This is a genomic window from Mesorhizobium sp. WSM4846 (genome assembly GCF_055811415.1).
On the sequence record NZ_JBVVPZ010000025.1, the window covers coordinates 69,894 to 91,389 of the forward strand.

A 21,496-nucleotide genomic window follows, 5' to 3' on the forward strand; every position below is an offset into this window, starting at 1 on the left:
CCAGTGTTTCCGAAAGAAACAAGAAATACAATCTTTCGAAAGCTTTCGAATTTGCATATTTTTGGTAAGCTGAGCCGAGGCCAGAGCGGTTGCTTGGCGAGGGAAGGGCAGGGCAATGTTGTCGGAGCAGAGACGCCAATCGATCCTGGGTGAGGTGCAGCGCAGCGGACAGGTGCGCACGAAGGACCTGTCAGACGGGTTTGGCGTGTCGGAGGTCACGGTGCGTTCCGACCTCGAGATACTTGACCGCAAGGGACTACTGACCAAGACCCGTGGAGGGGCGGTGACCCGGACCACCGATTCGACTACGGCCGCGTTCGCCCGGCGGATGCAAACGAACCTCGACGCAAAGAAGCGCATCGCCCGGGCGGCGCTAGACCTGTTCGAGGACAACCAATCGGTCATCTTCGACGGCGGCTCGACATTGATGCAGGTTGCCATGCAGTTACCGCCGCTCAGCAATGTCGTGGTTGCGGCCACGGCCATGAATATCGTGCAGCATCTTATGCATCGTCCCGGGCTCGACGTTCATATGATCGGCGGCCGGGTCTATCCCGACACGGTGAGCACGCTGATCACCGATGCCGATACGGCTCTCGGCGGCTTGGTAGCGCATCAGGTCTTTGTTGGAGCGCATGCGATAGACTCGTCACTGGATGTGGTCGACGTCAACGAAGACATGGCGCGAACGAAGCGAAACCTCGTTCGCATGGCCCGGCGCGTTGTCCTCCTCGCCGATTCGAGCAAATGGGGCGTCAGCGGGACCTCCAAGGCATTTTCGCTGTCGGCCGTCGATGTGGTGATCACCGACGATGGCCTGCCCGGTCCAATACGCAGCCAGCTTGAGATGACCGTGGCCAAGGTGATCTATGCCTGAACCCATCTCGGTCCCTGACCGCGACGGAAAGATCCAATGCGCGCATGACCCACGGGATTCGCATCGGCTGTTGGCCGTCAGTCATGTTCTCCTCCTCAAGGCTGGCGGCCTCCATTGTTGCGCCATCATTTTCGCATGTTCTATAATAATTTTACGCGCGTCAAGATTTAAAATGCTGTAAAGCGGCTTTCGAATGTGATCCGTTGCTGGTGCAATGATTCAACCAGAGCGTTGCGACGTCGGGAGGTAGAGTGGAAAATGCCAGGAAAATCAGGAGCTAAGCTCGGCATCGGCGTTGTCGGGTGCGGCAATATCTCGATGACCTATTTGCGCAATGCGGCCCTGTTCGGCGAGGTCGAGCTACGCGCCTGCGCCGACATATCGCCCGATTTGGCGGCCCTGCGCGCCAGCGAATACGGCATCCGGGCGGTCAGCGTCGATGCGCTTCTGGCCGACCCGGAGATCGACCTCGTCCTCAACCTGACCATCCCGGTGGCGCATTTCGATATTTCGCTTTCGGCGCTTTCGGCGGGAAAGCACGTCTTCACCGAAAAGCCGCTGGCGACCTCGGCCAAGGACGGCAGGCGGCTTGTCGCCGAGGCGGCGGAGCGCGGGCTGCTGCTGGGCTCGGCCCCGGACACCTTCCTTGGCGCCGCCGGACGGCGGGCACGCCGCCTCATGGACGAGGGTGCGATCGGCCGGCCGGTGACCGGCACCGCTTTCATGATGGGGCGCGGCATGGAGCACTGGCATCCCAATCCGCAATTCTATTATCAGCCCGGCGGCGGACCGGTCTTCGACATGGGTCCTTACTACCTGACGATGCTGGTCAATTTGCTCGGGCCGGTGGCCCGCGTGATGGCGATGGCGACGCGGGGCCAGGAGGAGCGGCTGATCACCGCCGAAGGCCCCTACCGGAACACCAGCTTCAAGGTCGGCACACCGACCAACATCCTGTCGCTGCTGGAGTTTCGCTCAGGCGCCACCGTCACCTTCGGCGCCTCGTGGGATGTCTTCAGGCACTCCAACCACCCGATCGAGCTGCATGGGACGGAAGGCTCGCTCAGGCTGCCCGATCCGGATACGTTCGGCGGCACCGTCTCGCTGTCGGAACGAGGGGCCGACTGGGCCGACTTCCACAGTGAGAGCGAACTCTATGGCGCGCGCAATTGGCCCTTCGCCGCGCCCGACCGCGCGAATTACCGCATGCTCGGCGTTGCCGATCTTTCGCGCGCGCTGACAACAGGAAGAAAGCCGCGGGCGTCCGGCGACCTTGCGCTTCATGTGCTGGAAATCATGGAGGCGATCCTCGCTTCGGGTGAGAGCCGCGAGTCCGTCGCCGTCAACGCAACGGTCGATCAGCCGCCGCTCTTCCAGGACGCCGAAGCGGCGAGCCTGCTCGTCTGATATCGGAGGGCTTACGATGACGACATTGCTTTCACCCTTGCTCGATCCGGAGGCCCGGCATGTGCTCGACCTTGACCGGCAGGCGGCCGCCCCGCCATTCGAAGCCGGCACGCCTGAAGAGGCGCGCCGCGCCTATGAGGAGGGCTTTCCGGCACTCCAGGGCGAGCGCGAGCCGGTCGGCTCATTGACCGAGCACACCATCACCGGACCCGGCGGCCCATTGACGCTCAGAATCTATCGCGGACAGGGCGCGGTCGGGGCCGCTGCCCCGGCGCTGCTCTATCTGCATGGCGGCGGCTGGGTGATCGGCAATCTCGAGTCGCATGACGAGATCTGCCGCTGGCTTGCGAATATGGCGGCCTGCGTCGTCGTCTCTCCCGACTACCGGCTGGCGCCGGAACACAAATTTCCGGCGGCCATCGAAGATTGCCGCGCCGTACTTTCCTTCATGCAGGGCGGCGCGGGCGATCTCGGCATCGACGCCGAACGGATCGCTGTCGCCGGCGACAGTGCCGGCGGCAATCTCGCTACCGTGCTTTGCCTGCTTGCGCGCGGCGACAAGAAGCCGCCGGCGGCGCAGCTGCTGTTCTATCCGAACACGGACGCCTCGCAGGCGGCGGACAGCTATCGCCGCTTTGCCGACGGTTATGGCCTGACTTCGGCGACCATGGCCTGGTTCCGCGACCACTATATCAACCATGCTGGCGATATTGATGACTGGCGCGTGTCGCCGCTCAAGGCCGCGAGCCTTGCCGGCGCAGCGCCGGCTTTTGTCGCAATCGCCGGCCATGATATCCTCGCCGACGAAGGCGAGGCCTACGCGAAGCGTCTGGAAGATGACGAGGTGCCGGTCGTTCTGCGGCGCTGGCCCGGCCAGATCCACGGCTTCGTTTCGATGGGCCGCCATGGTCCGGCAGCGCGGCAAGCGGTCGGCGCGGCAGTTGCCGCATGGCGCGGCTTCGATCCTGTGTTTGGAAACGCTCAGGCCGACTGACGCATGACCAGCGTCGCGTCGAGACTGACCTTGCGTGCAACTGTCGCGTCGTCCTCATCCAGCAAGGCCAGCAGCGTCTCGACGCTGCGTCCGGCCATCGAAGCGAAGTCCTGCGCCATGGTGGTGAGGGCAGGGCAGGTGTAGCGGCTCAGCGGATGGTCGTCATGGGCTGCGACCCGCAGGTCGCAATCGCCCTTGCGGCCGACCTTGCGGCCTTGCGAGTAGGCGGCGGCCATCACGCCGAAGGCGAGACGGTCGTTGGCGCACAGAATGGTCTTGCCCGGCAGACCGCCACGCGCGAGCATCGCTTCCATCTGCTGGTAGCCGATCCGTTCGAAATCCCAAGTGTAGTCATAAGGGGTGCCGATGAGCACCGGCTCATGCCCGAGCCGCTGCATGGCACCGACATAGCTGTTCAGGCGCTCGCGCGAATTGTGGTTGACGTGCGGGATGTCGAAATAGACCGGGGCGTCACCGGAGCGGCAGAGATAATCGACGATGGTCGAGACGCTCTGGCTGTTGTTGTTGCCGACGAACGGCGTGTTGCCCTCGAGATAAGTGTCGAAATAGACGATCGGTATGGTCTGTGTCAGCTTCTCCAGCGTGCGCTCGTCGGAGCGCAGGCCGAGCGGCGCGATCAGCGCGCCGGAAACTTTCAGGGAAAGAATGGTTCGTGTCGCTTCCACTTCGAGCTCGCGCAAGCCGTGCGAGGAGATCACGATCGGCCAGTAGCCTTCGTCGCGCAGCCTGAGTTCGATGCGGCTGACCATTTCCGAATAGAAGGGATCGGCGAGCGTCGGCACGACAATGCCGATGCTGCGGGTCCGCTTGCGGTTGAGGTTGCGCGCAAAGAGATTTGGCTGGTAGTCGGACGAGCGCAGCGCCACTTCGATCCGCTGACGTGTCGCCGGCTTGACGCTGGTCGGATCGTCGAAATATTTCGACAGTGTCGGCCTGGAGACGCCGCAGGAGCGAGCAAAATCCTCCATCGTCTTGTACGTCATCGACATCAAAGCCCTCGAATGCAAGGCGAAACTTTACAGAAAAATTGCATAGTTTCCATGCGTAAATTTATTAATTGACGCGAAAAAGCACAAGCCGTATTCACTTGCAGTGGGCGAATTCGAGGGATTCCGCGAGATGAAGAAGCTGGTCGGTGCCGGCGAGATTCTGGTCGAGATCATGGCCGAGCGGATCGGCCAGAGCTTTCTCGAGCCTGGTCCGCTGGTTGGACCTTACCCGTCGGGCGCGCCCGCGATCTTCATCGGCCAGGCGGCGGCGCTCGGCCAGCCGGCCGGTCTCATCGGCGCCGTCGGCGACGACGATTTCGGCAGGCTGAACATCGATCGGCTGCGGGCACTGGGCGCCGACGTGTCGGCGATCGCGGTTCACCCGGGCCATGCGACGGGCACGGCCTTCGTCACCTACCGCGCCGACGCCACCCGGCATTTCGTCTTCAACATCCGCAACAGCGCCTCCGGCCTGATCGCGACAAACGCGGCGGCGACAAAGCTGCTCGCCGGTGCCGATCATGTCCATGTCATGGGGTCGTCGCTGTTTTCCGACCGCGCCATCGCGGTGGCGCTATCAGCGATCGAGACGGTCAAGGCCAAAGGGGGAACCGTGTCCTTCGATCCGAACATCCGCCGCGAGATCATGCAGGCATCCGGCATGCGCGAAGCACTCGACCAAGTGCTGGCGCAAGCCGACATCTTCCTGCCGAGCGGCGAGGAGCTCTTCCTGTTTTCATCCGCCAAGGACGAGAAGGGTGCAGTCGACGAACTGCTGGCCCGCGGCCTGTCCTGCATCGTCCTGAAGAAAGGCGCCGCCGGCGCCGTCTATCATGATCATCACGGTGCGGTCGCCTCGTCCGGCTTTGCCGTCGACGAGGTCGATCCGACCGGCGCGGGCGATTGCTTCGGTGCTGCTTTCGTCTCGATCTGGCTGCGCGGGGCGGCTCCTGCCGAAGCCCTGCGGATCGCCAATGCCTGCGGCGCGCTTGCCGTCACCCGCAAGGGGCCGATGGAAGGCATTTTCCCGCTTGAAGCGGTCGAGGCCTTCATTGCCACGGGGACCACGCAGTGAGTGACGCGACGCGAAGGTTTGCGAACATTGCGGCCCGACGCGCCGCAGGCGAGAGAAGCGGCATCGCCTCGGTCTGCTCGGCGCATCCGCTGGTCATCGAGGCTGCCCTGCGCGATGGTGCGGCGCGGCGCGCGGATGTGCTGATCGAGGCCACCTGCAACCAGGTCAACCACGACGGCGGCTACACCGGGATGACACCTGCGGGGTTCCGCAGCTTCGTCGAGGCGCAAGCGCACAAAGTCGGCTTCCCCGTCGATCGCCTGATCCTCGGCGGCGATCATCTCGGGCCGAATCCGTGGAAGCACATGGCTGCCGCCGCCGCGATGAAGAAGGCTGCGGCGATGATCGATGCCTATGCGAGCGCCGGCTTCACCAAGATGCATCTGGATACGAGCATGGCCTGCGCCGACGATCCAGACGTGCTCGCCGATGAAACCATCGCCGCGCGCGCGGCCGAACTTGCTGAAATGGCCGAGGCGGCGGTCGAGCGGGCAGGCGGCGAAAAACCGGTCTACGTCATCGGCACCGAAGTGCCGGTGCCGGGCGGGGCGCTGGAGGCGCTCGACGACCTGCAAGTGACTGCGCCCGCGGATGCCTTGCGCACCGTCGAGATCCACGCGCGAGCGTTTTCCCGCGCCGGGCTCGAAGCCGCATTTGGCCGTGCGGTCAGTGTCGTCGTCCAGCCCGGCGTCGAGTTCGGCAACACCGAGATCGTGCCCTATGCACCGGCCAAGGCGACTGAACTGGTGGCTGTGCTCGACCGTATGCCGCAATTGGTATTTGAGGCGCATTCAACCGACTACCAGCCGGCCGAAGCGCTCAATGCTCTCGTTCGCGACGGTTTTGCCATCCTCAAGGTCGGCCCCTGGCTGACTTTCGCGCTCCGCGAAGCGCTGTATGGGCTCAGCCATATCGCCGATATCCTCGCGCCGGACTTTTCGCGCGAAAGCCTGCCTGCCGCGATGGAACGGATCATGCTGGCGTCGCCGGGCAATTGGCAGCAATACTATCCGGGCACGCCGGACGAGCAGCGCGTGCAGCGGCATTTCTCGTTCAGCGACCGCATCCGCTATTACTGGCCGACGCCGGAGGCGCAGCGCGCAATGCGGGCGCTACTGGACGTGCTGAGCGACAAGGATATCCCCCGGCCGCTGATCAGCCAATATCTGGGGCAGCTCGACGCCGAGGTTGCGGCAGGCCGGGTCAAGCCCCTCGCTCACGAGCTTCTGATCGGCAGCATCACCCGTGTCCTCGATATCTACGCGGACGCGACGGGACATTAGGGATCGCGCTGCCGGAAAGTCGGCATCCGCCTAAATCCGCCTCATAATACGTCCGATGTCGATGCTGTTTCGAAAAGGTGGTCGCCGCAATTTACAGCTAACATGTTAGTTTGCTAGTACTGCTTGCACATCGACATCTGGAGAAAATAGTGGTCTCGCGCTTTGGTCTTTCGGTTGCTCTCGCCACGCCTTTCGATGCGTCCGGGCAAATCGCTATCCTTCCCATGGTCACGCAGGCCCGGGCTTGCCTTGGCGCCGGCTGCAGCAGCGCCACGCTGTTCGGCACCACCGGGGAAGGCGCCTCGGTGGGCACGGCAGAGCGGCGGATTGTTACCGAGGCCATGCTGGCCGCCGGCATTCCGGCACATCGGCTCGTTGCCGGCGTGCTGGTCGATGCGGCCGAAGACGCCGCCGAACAGGCGCGGCATGCCTTGCAGTGCGGCGTCCGCAACATCCTGCTGGCTCCGCCGAGCTACTTCAAGAATGTCGGCGAGGACGGGCTGTTCGGATGGTTTTCTGCCGTCTTCACCGCGCTCGGGCCGCTGGCTCGCGGCATCCTCCTCTACAACATCCCCTCTGTCACCATGGTGCCGCTCCCGCTTGCCCTGATCAGTCGGCTGTGTGCGGCCTTCCCCGGCGTGATCGCCGGTGTCAAGGATTCGGGTGGCGACTGGAGTTACAGCGAGGCGCTGCTAAGAACCCATGGCGACATGGTGATCCTGATCGGCGACGAGCGGCACTTGGCCAGAAGCGTGCGCCAGGGCGGGCAGGGCGCCATTTCCGGCATGGCCAATTTCGTCACCGGCGAAATCCGCGCCATGGCCGAGGATGGGCGCGACGATGCCCGTGTCGAGAGCTTCGTGCTCGAATTGCTTAGATATTCGGTCATCCCGGCGGTGAAGGTCATGGTGGCGCGCAAAACCGGCGACGAGCGCTGGCTGGCGGTCCGTCCGCCGCTGGAGCCGATCGGTTCGCAGGGGCGGCAACAGCTTGCTGCCGCCTATGACAGGCTGTTTGCGACAGAGCCGGCCTGACCGGCAAAGGGAAGCGCGCTGAAATGGACGACAGCAGCGAACCGGCAACCCTCAGGGAAAGAGCTTATGCCAGCTTCACGCGGCATTTGCTGGCCCGCGATCTGCGGCCGGGACAGTTCGTGTCGCAGCGCGAACTGGTTGCCTTTACCGGGCTGCCGCTAGGCGCCATCCGTGAGATCGTGCCGCGTCTCGAGGCCGAGGGGCTTTTGACGACCATCCCGCAGCGCGGAATGCAGATCGCCCATATCGACATCAACCTGATCCGCGAGGCCTTCCAGTTTCGCCTGTTCATGGAGCGTGAGGCGGTGGCGCTGTTCACCGTCAACGCCTCCGACGCCGTGCTCGCCGGCCTGCGGCGCGAACATGAGGACATGCTGGCTCAAGCCTTGTCGCAGACGCCGACGCCGGAAATGGAAGCCAAGGCCCAGAACATCGATTGGGCCATGCACGACACCTTCATCGATGCGCTGGGCAACGAGATCGTCGCCAAGGCGTATCTGGTCAATTCGGTAAAGATCAGGCTGATCCACCAGGAGCGTTTCCGCATCGATGGGCGCGTCGTGCCGGTGATGCAGGAGCACCTGACGGTGATCGAAGCGCTCGAGAGCCGCGATCCGCAAAAGGCGGTCGAGGCGATCAGCCGGCATATCGACAATGCGCGCCGGTTGGCGCTCCAGATCTGAGGACGTATGGTTCGCGGCTGCCGCGACACTATCAACAACGACAGCAACCCAAGGGAGGAAGAAATGTCGTCCAATCCGTTCAAGCCAACGAGAAGGCAAGTCCTTGCAGGAACCACGGCGCTCGCAGCCGCGGGCCTGGCCGGCCTTCGCCCGAGCTTTTCCGCCAGCGTCGACTGGAAACGCTTTGCCGGCACCACGCTCGACGTCAATCTGGTGAAAAGCCCGCGCAGCGACACCATCCTGAAATACATCGCCGAATTCGAGGAACTGACCGGCATCAAGGTCAATGCTGAGGCGACGCCGGAACAGCAGCAGCGGCAGAAGACGGTGATCGAGCTGAGCTCCGGCAGGCCGAGCTTCGATGTCGTGCATCTGAGCTATCACGTGCAGAAGCGCCAGTTCGAAAAGGGTGGCTGGCTGGCCGACATCGCCGGCTATCTCGCCGACCCGACCCTGACCGATCCCGGCCTGGTCGAAAGCGATTTCGCCGAGGCCGGCATGCTTTTCGCCAAGGACAACCAGGGCGTGCTGCGTTCGCTGCCTTTCTCGGTGGACTACTGGATCGTCTACTGGAACAAGGAGCTGTTCGAGGCCAAGGGCGTAAAGTACCCGGAATCGTTCGACCAGCTGGTGGCCGCCGCCGAAGCGCTGACCGATCCATCGACCAACACGTTCGGTTTCGTCGCCCGCGGCCTCAAGAATGCCAACACGCCGGTGTGGACGTCGCTGATGCTCGGCTACGACATGACGCCGCTCGACGACAAGGGAAAGCTTCGCACCGAAACGCCCGAGGCGATCGAGGCCGCTGCCCTCTACCAGAGGCTGATGACCAAGTCCGCCCCTCCGGGTGTCACCGGCTTCAATTGGGCTGAAGCGCAGTCCGCCTTCCTGCAAGGCAAGATCGGCATGTGGTTCGATGGCGTCGGTTTTGCCCCGCCGATGGAAAATCCCGAAAAGTCGCGCGTGGTCGGCAAGGTCGGCTATGGCGTCATGCCCAAGGGGCCCAAGGCGCATGCCTCCGGGACGTTTGGCGACGGCCTCGGCGTGACCGCCTCCAGCGAAAAGAAGGAAGCCGCCTATCTGTTCTGTCAGTGGGCGGTATCCCCGGCGATGGGCGCGCGCCTGCTCCAGGCTGGCGCCGGCGTGCCCTTCCGCAAGTCGGTGCTGGAAGATCCCAAGGTGCGCGAAGGCGTCACCATGCCGGCAAGCTGGCTCGATGCAGTGGTTCAGTCCGGCAATATCAGCAGGCTGGCGCTGCCGGTGATTATCCCGGTCACCGAGTTCCGCGACATCTACGGCGTGGCGTTGACCAACATGATTGCCGGTGCCGATCCTGCCGAAGAGCTGAAGAAGGCCACCGCACAGTTCCAGCCGGTTCTCGACAGGAGCGAGCAGGGCTGATGTCCGCCATTGCCCCAGAACGCACCGGGGTGACGGCAGATCGCACCGGGGTGACGACTGAACAGGCCATCGAAGGGAGGCAGACGATTCGGCTGGCTCCCAACTACTGGCCCTTCGTCGTTCCGGCGCTCGTCGTCGTTAGCGCCGTGATCGTCTTTCCCTGGGCGTTCACGCTCTGGATGAGCGTCAACCGCTGGACGCTCGGCCAGTCGCGGAGCTTTGCCGGGATGGAAAACTATCTCCGTCTGGCCAGCGACCCGCGATTCTGGGAATCGCTTGTTCATACATTGACCTACACCTCGCTATCGGTGGCAGCGCCGATGTTCTTGGGCACCGTCGCCGCCCTGATCTTCGACGCCAGGTTTCCGCTGCGGGGCCTGCTGCGCGGCGTCTTCGTCATGCCCATGATGGCAACGCCGGTTGCCGTGGCGCTGGTCTGGACCATGATGTTCCATCCCCAGCTCGGCGTGCTCAACTACCTTCTGTCGCTGGTCGGCATCCCGGCGCAGGAATGGATATTCAACGCCAACACGGTCATCCCTTCGCTGGTCGCGGTCGAGACCTGGCAGTGGACGCCGCTGGTGATGCTGATCGTGCTGGGCGGGCTGGCCTCGGTGCCGCGCGAGCCGTTCGAGAGCGCCGAGATCGACGGCGCCAATGCCTGGCAGCAATTCCGCTACCTCACTTTGCCGATGATCGCGCCGTTCCTGATGATTGCGCTGATCATTCGCACCATCGATGCGCTGAAGAGCTTCGACATCATCTATGCGATGACCCAGGGCGGGCCGGGCACGGCGTCCGAAACCATCAACATCTATCTCTACAACACCGCCTTCTCTTATTACGACATCGGCTATGGCTCGGCCATGGCCGTGGTGTTCTTCATCGTCATCGTGGCGCTGTCCTTCATTCTCCTGATGCTGCGCCAGCGCTCGCAGTGGAACGACGCGGAGGGCAAATAGATGAGCTCACGTCTGCTCAACCAGATCGGCCTGTTTTTCGCGGCTCTGGTCATCGTCTCGCCGGCGATTCTTTTCTTTCTCTGGATGATCTCGCTTTCGCTGAAATTCGAGATCGACAACGGCGCCTATCCGCCGATCCTGATCCCCGAACGTTTCGCCTGGTCGAACTATGTAAAAGTGTTCGAGGAGAACAATTTCCTGCTCTATCTCTGGAATTCGGTTCTGGTGACCGGCACGGCGACACTGCTGGCGCTGCTGATCGGCGTACCGGCCGGCTATGGTATCGCGCGGCTCAAGGCCGAAAAATCGGCGGTCGTCATCATGATCGCCCGCATGACGCCCGGGCTGTCCTATCTCATCCCGCTGTTTCTGCTGTTCCAATGGATCGGGATCCTCGGCACGCTCTGGCCGCAGATCATCATCCATCTGGTGGTGACGGTGCCGATCGTGGTCTGGGTGATGATCGGCTATTTCGAGACCACGCCGATGGAACTGGAAGAGGCGGCCAACATCGACGGGGCCAGCTCCTGGCAGGTGTTCCGGCTGGTCGCCCTGCCCATCGCCAAGCCGGGCATCGTTGTCGCCTTCATCCTGTCCGTCATCTTTTCGTGGAACAATTTCGTCTTTGGCGTGGTGCTCGCCAGCCGTGAGACGCGGACGCTGCCGGTCGCCGTCTACAACATGCTTTCCTATGAGCAGGTGAGCTGGGGGCCGCTCGCCGCCGCCGCACTGGTGGTGACGCTGCCGGTGCTGGTGCTGACCATGTTCGCGCAAAAGCAGATCGTCGCAGGACTGACCGCCGGCGCGGTCAAGGGCGGCTGAAGACGCATTCCAGCTCGACATCAATTTTTCTCCCGGAGAAATCCAATGGCATCGGTAACCATCAACAACGTGCAGAAGGCTTTCGGAGCCACCAAGATCATTCACGACGTCAGTGTCGATATCGCCGACGGCGAGTTCGTCATCCTGGTCGGTCCGTCGGGATGCGGAAAGTCGACGCTGCTGCGCATGATTGCCGGGCTTGAAACGATCTCGGGCGGGAAGATCACCATTGGCGAACGCATGGTCAACGATCTGCGGGCGCGGGACCGCAACATCGCCATGGTGTTCCAGAATTACGCGCTCTATCCGCATATGACCGTGGCCGACAACATGGGCTTTGCGCTCAAGATCAAGAAAGCCGATCCTGCCGATACCGCCGGCCGCGTCAGGAATGCCGCCAGCATCCTCGGCCTGGAAAAGCTGCTTGAGCGCTACCCGCGTCAGCTCTCCGGCGGCCAGCGCCAGCGCGTCGCCATGGGCCGCGCCATCGTGCGCGACCCGCAGGTCTTCCTGTTCGACGAGCCGCTCTCCAATCTCGACGCCAAGTTGCGCGTCCAGATGCGCGGCGAGATCAAGGCGCTGCACCAGCGGCTCGGCACCACCACGATCTACGTCACGCATGACCAGATCGAAGCCATGACGATGGCCGACAAGATCGTCGTGCTGCATGACGGCCTGGTCGAGCAGATCGGCGCGCCGCTCGACCTCTACGACCAGCCGGCCAATCTCTTCGTTGCCGGCTTTATCGGCTCGCCCGCCATGAATTTTATTGCTGGCCGCATCGAGGAAGGCATGTTCCGCAGCGCCGGCGGGCTGACCCTGCCGCTGCCGGAAGGCGCCCGCCCGACCGACGCTGCAGGACGCGAACTTGTCTACGGCATCCGTCCCGAGCACATCCGCGCAACTGCCCAGGGCATGCCGGGCACGGTCACGCTTCTGGAGGCCACGGGTTCGGAAATCTTCGCCAAGGTCGACTGCGCCGGCGAGGAAATTGCCTGCCTGTTCCGCGAGCGGCTGCCGCTCAAGCAGGGCGCGCAGATACGGATCGAAGTCGATCGCGCCTGCGCCCACCTGTTCGACGCGAAAACCGGTCGGCGTATGTGATGGTGTGGCCTGCGCGGCGGGTTCGCTCACGTAAGACGATATTCACGCGAACTATCGGCCGTTCGAGAGCCTTGTGAGAAGCGTGACCAGCTCCGACTGCCGATGCGTCTGCGTCTTCGCGAAGACCGATTTCAGCTGGTTGCGCCCAGTCTCATAGGAAACGCCAAGTTCGTCGGCTGCCGCTTCAACGCCGTGTCCCGAGCAAATCTTTCTCGCCAGCCTCGCTTCGGACGCTGTCAGCCTGAAGCAGGATTGCAGCACGGCTTCAGCAGGAGGAGGTCTCGCGTCAGGATCAATGAGGATGACGATTGCCTGGCACGGCGCCAGCGCGTTGTAGGAGACTTTCGGCAGTCGCAACGGATAGGCAAGGAGCGGCCGCCCTTGCAGTCTCGGCAGTGGCACGGGTGGCATCGATGCGGCCGTGTCCGGCGAACACAGCAGCGCTTTCAGCGATCGGTCGAGAGCATCTGTCGCGGTTCGATCGAAGGAGACCAAACGCCGGCGCGTAATCTGCAGGCCCCGCCCCAGAAGCCTTTCCGCCGGAGCATTGGACCGGAGGACATTGCCGCTCCTATCCAACATGACGGCAGGCGTTTCGGTGGCGCCAAACGCATCCAGTGCCGCGTCGGCCCTCCCGAAACCGATTGCCCGCGCAACTGCGGCCACAGAGCCCAGCTGTTTCGAAAGGTCCGCCAGCTGTCTCATTTCGTCTGGCGTGAACGGACCCTGTTGGATCGACCGTTGCAGCGACAGCGCCCAGAAGTCGTCTCCGGCGGCGATCTTGACGGCCGCCCACCATCGTAGGCCGAATGGCGCGAGGAATTCCTGGTAGTATGGATGCTTGGCGATATCGTCTGACGTCAGGAGGTCGAACTCCGAGGTGACCCCTTTCCGATCGATGAAGTTGATGAGGCGATACCGCTCGTCCCGGTCAATCCAACCATCGCGGACGTAGGTGTCGAGAGCCGGGGCCATGGTGCGGCTGCAAGGCACGAGTGGCAGATGCCCTTTTATGTCGAAGAGCAGCGCTCCGGCGCTCCCGGTGGCCCTTTCTGCCACCTCCATCGCGGAATCCCAGTGTGATGGATCGAGGGCTGCCTCGACAAAGGCAACACCGATCGCGTCAAAATCGAAAGCAGCGCCCACCGCCAGCCCCTTGGTAGGCACCTATCTAAACATACTGAATCTTGGATAGCGAGTCGGACCGCCCTCAGGGCCGCCCGCGATCGTGATGCAGCTTGGCGGTGCTTGCCGCCAGGAGAACTAGTGTTTTTTGGGCGATGTTGAAGTGCGATGCCTGAACCGGAACGGCGACCTCATCTGCTTTGGCGACCTTATCGCCGCATCCCGCTGCGTTGCTGACCCCTGCCACTGCTCCTCCGCCGCGGCGATGAACTGCGGAGCCTGCATCCGCCCAATGCACCCAGTCTTCAGCCTGCGCCTGGGGTTTGCCAGGAAATCGGCAACAACTTCCGATCCGCAAGGGTCGGAATCGATCACGTCGTGCCCAATCCCGCGAAGCACGACGACCTGCGCAAAAGGAAGGCTTTTGGCCGCACGATATGCCCAGTGAGTCGGTGTTGCCGGATCATACTCTCCCGACAACAGCAGGGTCGGGATATCCAAGTGGCGGGGATGCTTTTGCGAAACCGTCGTTCCCTGGGGAAACCAAAGCGGACAAACCCAGGTATAGTCGGCCTCTCCGATCCACTTCGTCCAGTATTCGAGGCGTTTTTCAGGCAACTCGGATCTGTTGGTCTCAGAGCAAGTGACCGAAAAATCCATGCCTTGCGAAATCTCGATATCGTCTTCTTCAAAGACCATATCCGCAAGCGGTCTAAAATCGTTTTTGTATGTCCTCTCGATTAACGTCGGCATATTTTCGATAGCGTAGCGATCATATAACGACCCGAATATAATCTCGAGAAAATCTGCGCCAGAGACATATCTGTACTGCGCGGGCGCGTTTTCTTTGTCTGCGCTCCGCAAAAGCACCGGTTGTTTGTCCAATTGCTTTACGATCGCTCGCACCGCGTCTCCCAGTCCGCGCATGCAATTTTTCGATTTTTGGCAATCTCGTTCCAGCAGGCGCAAAGAACGATCCAGATTTCGCCCATCTTCCTTGAGGTGGTCGATATCAAGGGGAAGAACGGAATCCAGAATACTCGCCGAGACGCCCTCTGGATGCTCGTTCATCACTTCCAAGGCAACTCTTGTGCCGTAAGAGACGCCGTAGAGTACCCACTTCTTTATGCCAAGAGCCTTCCGAACGTCGTTGACGTCTGCTGCATTTTCGGTGGTGTTGTAAGCGAAGAGGTCAATGCCCTTTGCTATCAGCGCGCTTCGGCACGCGACCACCTCATCTCTCATGAGCTTGTCAAAGCTGATCTCAGCGTCGACGCTTAGCGAAATGGAGTTCCAATGATCGGCCTTGAAGTATCGCGAACAGCTGAGCCTGGGAATTGACTTGCCTATCCCTCGTTGGTCGACCACGACCACTCGGCGCCCGATCATCCAATTTTGATCACTTATGAACTGCCACCATGCCTCGATGTCTTCCCTGTCGCCAATATCGGTGGGCTGGCCAGGCCCGCCCGTGAGAAACACAATGGGCTCATGCCGCTCGCGGTCAGGTTCGAAGACCACCACCGATAGAGTGATTTCGGTCCCAGAAGCTTTCTTGCGGTTTTCAGGGACATTGAGAGTCCCGCACGTCATACCACGGTCGCGCGGAACCTCGAACCAGCAATTCGTTTTCTTGAACTCTCCGGCATGGATATCCCCGCTCCACGCGCAAAAGAGAAGTACAGCTGACGCGAGCTTAAGGAGTACTCGATCCAGATTGATGAACATACGTCGAAAAGAGGCGCGCATGTTGCCCTCCAGCATGAAGCAAGGCCTGAGGCATTCGCTCGCCGCCCACTGAGCTTTGACATCAGCGCGGTCGTAGGAATGATCGTAGTTTCCCCCTGCCCCACCAATTGCCAAGTGCGATTTTGCTCGCAGCAAGCTACCCCTCATCGATAATAGAGTGGTTCCATGGGCCGCGCATGACCCATTTGGGTATGGGATCATGGCGACAGTGGCGTCAGGGCAGTTGTCACCGCTGCCGTGCCCCTGAGCCTGTGGAGCGCGCCGACTTACTCCTTCGGCGGCGGCAGCAATCCAGGGCTATCGTGATGAGATCGCCATCGCGTTCGGGTTGGCGCATGCCGACGAGATCGTCGGCATGCACGCGATTGCGAATCCCACAATGCGCTTTGCCTGGAACGTTATCGCGACGGGCATAAGAAGAAGAATGCCGCAGCGATGGAACGACCAACAATTATCGTGATCACAACCGTTTCACGTTAACCGTTAGGAAACGACGGACTTGTTAAATTAGTTTCCTCAAGGGGCATAAATATGGCACTTCACCTTTCGGCGCATGCGGTTCCTGTGGCGGCGGCCCCACAGAAGTATCTTTTTGGTCCGGTCGCTGACTTTCTCATGCTTGGCGGGAGCGCGTTCCTCATCCTGCCGGTCTTGTTTTTTGTCCCTCTTAAATACGAAGGTTTCGTGGGCGCAACGATGTTGTTGCTGGCTCATCTGATAAACCATCCGCACTTTGCCCACTCGTATCAACTTTTCTATCGCAATTTCGGGCGGAAGGTGCGCGGAGACGGATATGACAAGAACCTTCAGGTCCGTTACATCTTCGCGGGCATTGTCGTCCCGCTGATCATGGGCGGCTTTTTTGCTTACGGTTCAATAGCGGGGAATGCGCGCCTGCTGGGGTATGCTGGCAATGCGATGGCCTTTTTTGTGGGCTGGCACTATGTCAAGCAAGGCTACGGCATGCTGATGGTGGACGCCGTATTGAAGCGCAGGTTCTTCAACGAGCAAGACAAGAAAGTGCTGCTGTTCAACGGCTATGCCGTATGGCTGTTCGCTTGGCTTCAGACAAACGCGGTGATCACCGAAAGGCAATTCTGGGGCTTGGACTACTACACATTTGCCGCCCCCTCATGGGTCACCAATATTGCCGTATTTGCCGCCGCTGCTTCCACGGCAGCCACGGTCGTGATGCTGATCAATCGCTGGCGCAAGCATGGTGGCACGCTACCGTACAACGGCGTCGTCGCTTACGTCGTGTCTCTATACGCCTGGATTCTATTTGTGAGGATAAACCCGCTCTGGTTGCTTGTGGTGCCGGCGCTCCATTCGTTGCAGTACCTGGCGGTGGTCTGGCGTTATCAGACCAATGTAGAGCTCGACCGTTCAGATGCTGTTATAGAACCCGAATTCAAGGTCCTGTCGATTATTGGCCCGATGTATAGGTTGCGAGTGCTGGGCTTTATCATCATTGGCAGTATTCTTGGGATTCTCGGTTTCTGGCTGGTCCCGATCGCGTTGTCTGCTTTGATTCCTTATAATAAAGAGGTGCTCGGCTCGTCGCTGTTCCTCTTCATAGCGTGGATATTCATCAACGTGCACCACTACTTCCTGGATAACGTTATGTGGCGACGAGGCAATCCAGAGGTATCAAAATATCTGTTCCGCTAGTCACTTGCCGCGGCAATCTTATGATGGCCACAGATAGCCGGCCGGACCGCTCGCCACATCGGGCGTAAGCATCCGAATTGCACTGCTCGGGCCTATTGCAACGTCCGCGAAAGCGTCTCTCCGATGCCGCAGGCGCTGGTGGTGCCGTTGCTGATCGGTGGCAGCGGCCTCGTCCTAATTTCAGTGCTGCTTCTGGTTTTCGCTCTCGCCACGGCTATGGTCGTGAAAAATCCGCTCATGCTGCCCGCGGTGGCTTCGCCATAGCCCGACAGAATCACGCCGCCCGCCAAACCGCCACCCGCTCTAACCCGATACACCCGAGTTATATCGCCGCGTCCGCCACCGGTTTTGCCCCGGTTACGGCGGTGGCTCGCTAAGTAATTGAATAGCGTGGTGATCCCGACAGGAATCGAACCTGTGACCTACAGATTAGGAATCTGCCGCTCTATCCTACTGAGCTACGGGACCACGCGGCCGACACATAACCGCTTCGGATCGTTTCGCCAAGAGGCGCTCTGCACCCAATCAATCGGTTTCGACAATGGCCGATGAAGCATAGCCGTCGAGAGGCTTCTGCTCACAATTCGAAATTGCATCCTCGTCAGCCTACGATTGAACCACGAGTGTGGACCGCAAAGATGAGCCGGAAACAGCGGAACTTCGGACCACCGCCGCGCTTTAGTGTGCCGAAGGAGAGACCCGCATGAGTGCCACGAAAGAATTCTTCGAAACCTGGCTCCAGGAGAACGTCGGTAACCTGCCCGCGGAAAGCGAAGTGAGCGTGGCCGTCCTGGTTCAGCAATTCGAGCAGGATGCCGATGCGGCCGGCTATGGTCACGAGGTGCGCCAAGACGAGATCGGCGACATCGAAGAGGCCATTGAGAAAGCTCTGAGCAAGGCCAGGACAGGCGAACAGCCGCCGGCTGCCGATCCGGCCGAAGAGAGTGATCTGGCGCCCGTCATGGACGCGCTGGAGGTCGACGACCCGAAGAGCGGGCCGTAGCGGTCCCAGGCAACATCGGAGGGCAGCCGACCAGCGGTTGCGGCACTCCCCTTCCACTCTACATGACCCGGCATGATAGATGCCAAACACATCACACTCGGCGTCGTGATCGGCGTGGCTATCGGCGTCGCATTGGACAATATTATTGCGGGTATCGGAATCGGTATCGCCCTGGGCATTGCCCTGGGTCTTGCGCGGAGGCGGTCCGGTCGGAAGTGACGATCGGAGCATCGCCACGTCCCGGGCCCGACCGCCTTGTAGCCATCCCAAATCACGGCGCACCCCTCGGATCAAGCCGCAGGGCGGTTTTATGGCCGACGCATCAAGCGGCCAGCGCCGTCTCCGCGAGCTTCACCCAATAGCTCATGCCGTGCGGGATGATCTCGTCGTTGAAATCGTAGGCAGGGTTGTGGAGACCGGCGGTGTCGCCATTGCCGATGAAGATGAAGGCGCCCGGCCGCGCTTCCAGCATGTAGGAGAAATCCTCGCCGCCCATCACCGGCTGGATGGCGCGTTGCACCTGTGCCTCGCCGGCGATTTCAGCGGCGACATCGCTGGCAAAGACCGTCTCCTCCGGATGGTTGAAGGTGACGGGATAATTGGCTTTGTAATCGACCTCGATCGTTGCGCCGAAGGCCGCGCCGACGCCCTCGCAGATGGCACGCAGGCGCTGCTCAGCCTTCCTGGCGACCTCCTTCTTCAGCGTGCGCACGGTGCCGGCGATCTCGGCGCTCTCGGGAATGACATTGTAGGCGTCGCCGGCGTGGAATTTCGTCACCGACACCACGACAGCCTCGACCGGATCGGTGCTGCGCGAGGCGATCGTCTGCAGAGCGCCGACGAGCTGGCTGGTGACGACGATCGGGTCGATTGTGCCGTGCGGCATCGCCGCATGCCCGCCCTTGCCCTTGACGGTGATGGTGAATTCGGCGGTCGCCGCCATGATCGGGCCCGGCTTGATGGCGAATTGTCCGACCGGCAGGCCCGGCATGTTGTGCATGCCGAACACCTTGGAGATGCCGAAGCGCTCCATCATGCCGTCTTTGACCATCTCGTTGCCGCCGCCGCCGCCTTCTTCGGCCGGCTGGAAGATCACTGCGACGGAGCCGGCGAAATTGCGCGTCTCGGCAAGATACTTGGCGGCGCCGAGCAGCATCGCGGTGTGGCCGTCATGGCCGCAGGCGTGCATCCTGCCCGGAATGGTCGAGGCGTAGGGTTTCCCGGTGATCTCGTTGAGCGGCAGCGCATCCATGTCGGCGCGCAGGCCGATGCTCGTGCCTTCGCCCAGTCGACCGCGGATGATGCCGACGACACCGGTCTTGCCGAGGCCGGTCACCACGTCGTCGCAACCGAAGGCCTTCAGCTTCTCGGTGACGAAGGCGGCGGTCTCGAAGACGTCGAAATTCAGCTCTGGCGTCTGGTGCAGATGGCGGCGCCAGCCGGCGACCTCGTCTTGCATTTCGGCGGCGCGGTTCAGGATCGGCATGATGTTCCATCTCGCTGTTGGAGCAGACGGCTTCAGCCTGCTGCTTTGCAATTGTGCCTAGTGTTTTAGAATTGTCATTCAGGCACTTTGCCATCTTGACGTCACATAGGCTAAATAGCACCGCAAGATAGTGATCCGGATAGAGGGACCGGATCACCATGCTGGCGATCGCGTAACAAATCTTACGGAGCCAGAGGCGACTGCGGCAAGAGGCGATTTCGGATACCACCATGCGGTACAGGCATTTCCTCAAACTAAAGCGCGTCGCGTTTGACCGGCCTCATGCGACGCGCTTTAGCGTTGTTGTTTTTATGCATGTCGTTATCGCAAGACCGCTGCGCACCTTTGCGCGACATGCATTGCTGGCGTGCGCTGTGGCGCTGCCGGCGCTGGCCGGTCCGGCTCTCGCCAATCCGACGATCGTGTTCGACCTGGAGAATGGCAAAATCCTCCAGCACCAGGAGGCTTTCAAGCGCTGGTATCCTGCCTCGCTGACCAAGCTGATGACCGCCTATGTGACGTTCCGCGCGATTGCCGCGGGCGAGGTCCGGCTCGATTCGCCGATCAAGGTGACCAAGCGTTCCGCCAGCGAGCCGCCGAGCAAGATGGGCTTCAAGCCGGGCTCGGTCATGCGGCTCGATAACGCGCTGAAGATGATGCTGGTCAAATCGGCCAACGACGTCGCCATGGCCGTCGGCGAGAACATCGCCGGTTCGCAGGCGGCTTTCGCCGAACGCATGAACGCCGAGGCGCGCCGGCTCGGCATGACCGGATCGCATTTCGTCAACCCGAACGGGCTGTTTTCGCCGGACCAGTATACGACTGCGCGCGATCTCGGCTTGCTGGTGATGGAAATCCGCACGGAATTTCCGCAATATGCCCCATGGTTCTCGATCGAGGGCCTGGCCGTCGGCAAGAAGCAGATCCCGAATTACAATCTTCTGATCGGCCGCTATCCCGGCGCCGACGGCATGAAGACCGGTTTCGTCTGTCCCTCGGGCTTCAACATGATCGGCTCGGCAACACGCGACGGGCGCACGCTGGTGGCGGTGGTGCTTGGCGAGAAGTCGGCCATCACCCGCGCCGAGACCGTCGCCAGGCTGCTCGACCACGGCTTTGCCACGCCGACACCGGGCTGGCTGACGGTGGCCGCGCTGCCTTCCTATGGCGACACCACATCGATCAACAACCTGAATGACGAGATTTGCAGGAAGAAGCCCGCTAAGGAGCAGTCGGAAGCTCCCCCCGTCGGCGACAAGAATGCGGCAAAATCTCCCTATCGAAAAAAACTCGATCACGCGCCGACATTGGTCGCAGTCGGCCTTGGCGGCGCCACCGGGCCGATACCGAAAGCCATGCTCGATGCATCGGGCCAGGAGTATGCCGACGTGCCGCTGCCGAACTGGCGGCCCGACCTGCCGCCGCCGCTCGGCGCCGAGCCGGCAGTGATCGGTTCCGCCACTGCGGCCCAGGAGCCCGCCAAGGCGGTGAACTAGCCTGATGAGCAGCGGCTTTCCCATCGCCGTCTCGGTGCTGACCGGTTTTCTCGGCGCCGGCAAGACGACGCTGCTCAACCGGCTGCTCAGGGATCCCGCGCTCGCCGACACCGCGGTCATCATCAACGAGTTCGGCGAGGTGGCGATCGACCATCTCCTGGTCGAACAGGCCTCCGACGGGCTCATCCAGCTTTCCGACGGCTGTCTCTGCTGCACGGTGCGCGGCGAACTGGTCGACACGCTGGCCGATCTCGTCGACCGGCTGCAGACCGGCCGCATCGCCCGGCTTGCCCGCGCCGTCATCGAAACCACCG

At 61.7% G+C, this 21,496-nt stretch carries 21 protein-coding genes and 1 tRNA gene; 17 read left to right on the top strand and 5 right to left on the bottom strand.

Features of this window, described 5'->3' with window-relative positions; all coding sequences use genetic code 11:
* Positions 1-115: 115 nt before the first annotated feature.
* The 3 genes from AC0L15_RS20660 (at position 116) to AC0L15_RS20670 (ending at position 3,278) form a co-directional block, all read left to right on the top strand.
* Positions 116-877, top strand: coding sequence for a DeoR/GlpR family DNA-binding transcription regulator (locus tag AC0L15_RS20660; RefSeq protein ID WP_287247169.1), 762 nt, complete (start codon positions 116-118; stop codon positions 875-877).
* A gap of 258 nt (positions 878-1,135) precedes the next feature.
* A complete protein-coding gene (locus AC0L15_RS20665) occupies positions 1,136-2,284 on the top strand; it encodes a Gfo/Idh/MocA family protein (protein ID WP_287247170.1) in 1,149 nt (382 codons plus the stop codon).
* A 16-nt stretch (positions 2,285-2,300) separates the two neighbouring features.
* A complete protein-coding gene (locus tag AC0L15_RS20670) occupies positions 2,301-3,278 on the top strand; it encodes an alpha/beta hydrolase (RefSeq protein ID WP_473496894.1) in 978 nt (325 codons plus the stop codon).
* Here AC0L15_RS20670 and AC0L15_RS20675 read toward each other — a convergent pair.
* Positions 3,266-4,288, bottom strand: a complete 1,023-nt coding sequence (locus tag AC0L15_RS20675; RefSeq protein ID WP_473496896.1) for a LacI family DNA-binding transcriptional regulator — start codon at positions 4,286-4,288, stop codon at positions 3,266-3,268. The two genes, AC0L15_RS20670 and AC0L15_RS20675, sit on opposite strands and share 13 nt — an antisense overlap.
* A gap of 130 nt (positions 4,289-4,418) precedes the next feature.
* Here AC0L15_RS20675 and AC0L15_RS20680 point away from each other — a divergent pair, with 130 nt between their 5' ends.
* The 8 genes from AC0L15_RS20680 to AC0L15_RS20715 all read left to right on the top strand — a co-directional run bounded on the left by AC0L15_RS20680 (position 4,419) and on the right by AC0L15_RS20715 (position 12,652).
* Positions 4,419-5,363, top strand: coding sequence for a sugar kinase (locus tag AC0L15_RS20680; protein WP_287247172.1), 945 nt, complete (start codon positions 4,419-4,421; stop codon positions 5,361-5,363).
* Complete coding sequence (locus AC0L15_RS20685) at positions 5,360-6,646, top strand: D-tagatose-bisphosphate aldolase, class II, non-catalytic subunit (protein WP_287247173.1); 1,287 nt, start codon at positions 5,360-5,362, stop codon at positions 6,644-6,646. Before AC0L15_RS20680 ends, AC0L15_RS20685 begins: the two co-directional genes overlap by 4 nt.
* Positions 6,647-6,795: 149 nt before the next feature.
* Positions 6,796-7,680: a dihydrodipicolinate synthase family protein gene (locus AC0L15_RS20690; protein WP_287247174.1), complete on the top strand. Its 885-nt coding sequence runs from the start codon at positions 6,796-6,798 to the stop codon at positions 7,678-7,680.
* Between the two features lie 23 nt (positions 7,681-7,703).
* A complete protein-coding gene (locus AC0L15_RS20695) occupies positions 7,704-8,363 on the top strand; it encodes a GntR family transcriptional regulator (RefSeq protein ID WP_287247175.1) in 660 nt (219 codons plus the stop codon).
* A gap of 63 nt (positions 8,364-8,426) precedes the next feature.
* Positions 8,427-9,764 carry an ABC transporter substrate-binding protein gene (locus AC0L15_RS20700; RefSeq protein ID WP_287247176.1) on the top strand — a complete coding sequence of 446 codons (1,338 nt, stop codon included), beginning with the start codon at positions 8,427-8,429 and terminating at the stop codon, positions 9,762-9,764.
* Positions 9,764-10,726, top strand: coding sequence for a carbohydrate ABC transporter permease (locus AC0L15_RS20705; RefSeq protein ID WP_287247177.1), 963 nt, complete (start codon positions 9,764-9,766; stop codon positions 10,724-10,726). The genes AC0L15_RS20700 and AC0L15_RS20705 overlap by 1 nt, the downstream gene beginning before the upstream one ends.
* The gene (locus AC0L15_RS20710; protein ID WP_023797160.1) at positions 10,727-11,548 is read left to right on the top strand and encodes a carbohydrate ABC transporter permease; all 822 of its coding nucleotides are present in this window, start codon (positions 10,727-10,729) and stop codon (positions 11,546-11,548) included.
* Between the two features lie 45 nt (positions 11,549-11,593).
* Positions 11,594-12,652 carry an ABC transporter ATP-binding protein gene (locus AC0L15_RS20715; protein ID WP_287247178.1) on the top strand — a complete coding sequence of 353 codons (1,059 nt, stop codon included), beginning with the start codon at positions 11,594-11,596 and terminating at the stop codon, positions 12,650-12,652.
* A gap of 51 nt (positions 12,653-12,703) precedes the next feature.
* Here AC0L15_RS20715 and AC0L15_RS20720 read toward each other — a convergent pair whose 3' ends face one another.
* Both AC0L15_RS20720 and AC0L15_RS20725 read right to left on the bottom strand, forming a co-directional pair.
* The gene (locus AC0L15_RS20720; RefSeq protein ID WP_287247179.1) at positions 12,704-13,798 is read right to left on the bottom strand and encodes a helix-turn-helix transcriptional regulator; all 1,095 of its coding nucleotides are present in this window, start codon (positions 13,796-13,798) and stop codon (positions 12,704-12,706) included.
* Between the two features lie 117 nt (positions 13,799-13,915).
* Positions 13,916-15,661: an alpha/beta hydrolase gene (locus AC0L15_RS20725; RefSeq protein ID WP_287247180.1), complete on the bottom strand. Its 1,746-nt coding sequence runs from the start codon at positions 15,659-15,661 to the stop codon at positions 13,916-13,918.
* Positions 15,662-16,057: 396 nt separating this feature from the next.
* Between AC0L15_RS20725 and AC0L15_RS20730 the strand changes: the two genes are divergently transcribed.
* Entirely contained in the window at positions 16,058-17,197 is a 1,140-nt protein-coding gene (locus AC0L15_RS20730; RefSeq protein ID WP_287247181.1) for a hypothetical protein, read from the top strand.
* A gap of 123 nt (positions 17,198-17,320) precedes the next feature.
* On the top strand, positions 17,321-17,461 hold the full coding sequence (locus AC0L15_RS20735; protein WP_287247182.1) for a hypothetical protein: 141 nt from the start codon (positions 17,321-17,323) through the stop codon (positions 17,459-17,461).
* A gap of 127 nt (positions 17,462-17,588) precedes the next feature.
* On the opposite strand, the gene AC0L15_RS20740 is transcribed toward AC0L15_RS20735, so the two are convergent.
* A tRNA-Arg gene (locus tag AC0L15_RS20740) sits at positions 17,589-17,665 on the bottom strand.
* Positions 17,666-17,900: 235 nt separating this feature from the next.
* Here AC0L15_RS20740 and AC0L15_RS20745 point away from each other — a divergent pair.
* Together AC0L15_RS20745 and AC0L15_RS20750 are read left to right on the top strand one after the other, a co-directional pair.
* Positions 17,901-18,200 carry a hypothetical protein gene (locus tag AC0L15_RS20745; protein ID WP_287247183.1) on the top strand — a complete coding sequence of 100 codons (300 nt, stop codon included), beginning with the start codon at positions 17,901-17,903 and terminating at the stop codon, positions 18,198-18,200.
* Positions 18,201-18,272: 72 nt separating this feature from the next.
* Positions 18,273-18,419 carry a glycine zipper domain-containing protein gene (locus tag AC0L15_RS20750; RefSeq protein WP_023797168.1) on the top strand — a complete coding sequence of 49 codons (147 nt, stop codon included), beginning with the start codon at positions 18,273-18,275 and terminating at the stop codon, positions 18,417-18,419.
* Between the two features lie 103 nt (positions 18,420-18,522).
* On the opposite strand, the gene AC0L15_RS20755 is transcribed toward AC0L15_RS20750, so the two are convergent.
* A complete protein-coding gene (locus tag AC0L15_RS20755; protein ID WP_128168756.1) occupies positions 18,523-19,686 on the bottom strand; it encodes a M20 aminoacylase family protein in 1,164 nt (387 codons plus the stop codon).
* 311 nt (positions 19,687-19,997) lie between these two features.
* Here AC0L15_RS20755 and AC0L15_RS20760 point away from each other — a divergent pair, with 311 nt between their 5' ends.
* Together AC0L15_RS20760 and AC0L15_RS20765 are read left to right on the top strand one after the other, a co-directional pair.
* Positions 19,998-21,182, top strand: coding sequence for a D-alanyl-D-alanine carboxypeptidase family protein (locus AC0L15_RS20760; protein WP_287247184.1), 1,185 nt, complete (start codon positions 19,998-20,000; stop codon positions 21,180-21,182).
* A 4-nt stretch (positions 21,183-21,186) separates the two neighbouring features.
* Positions 21,187-21,496, top strand: a 310-nt coding sequence (locus tag AC0L15_RS20765; protein WP_473496901.1) for a CobW family GTP-binding protein, incomplete at its 3' end; no start/stop codon positions are given.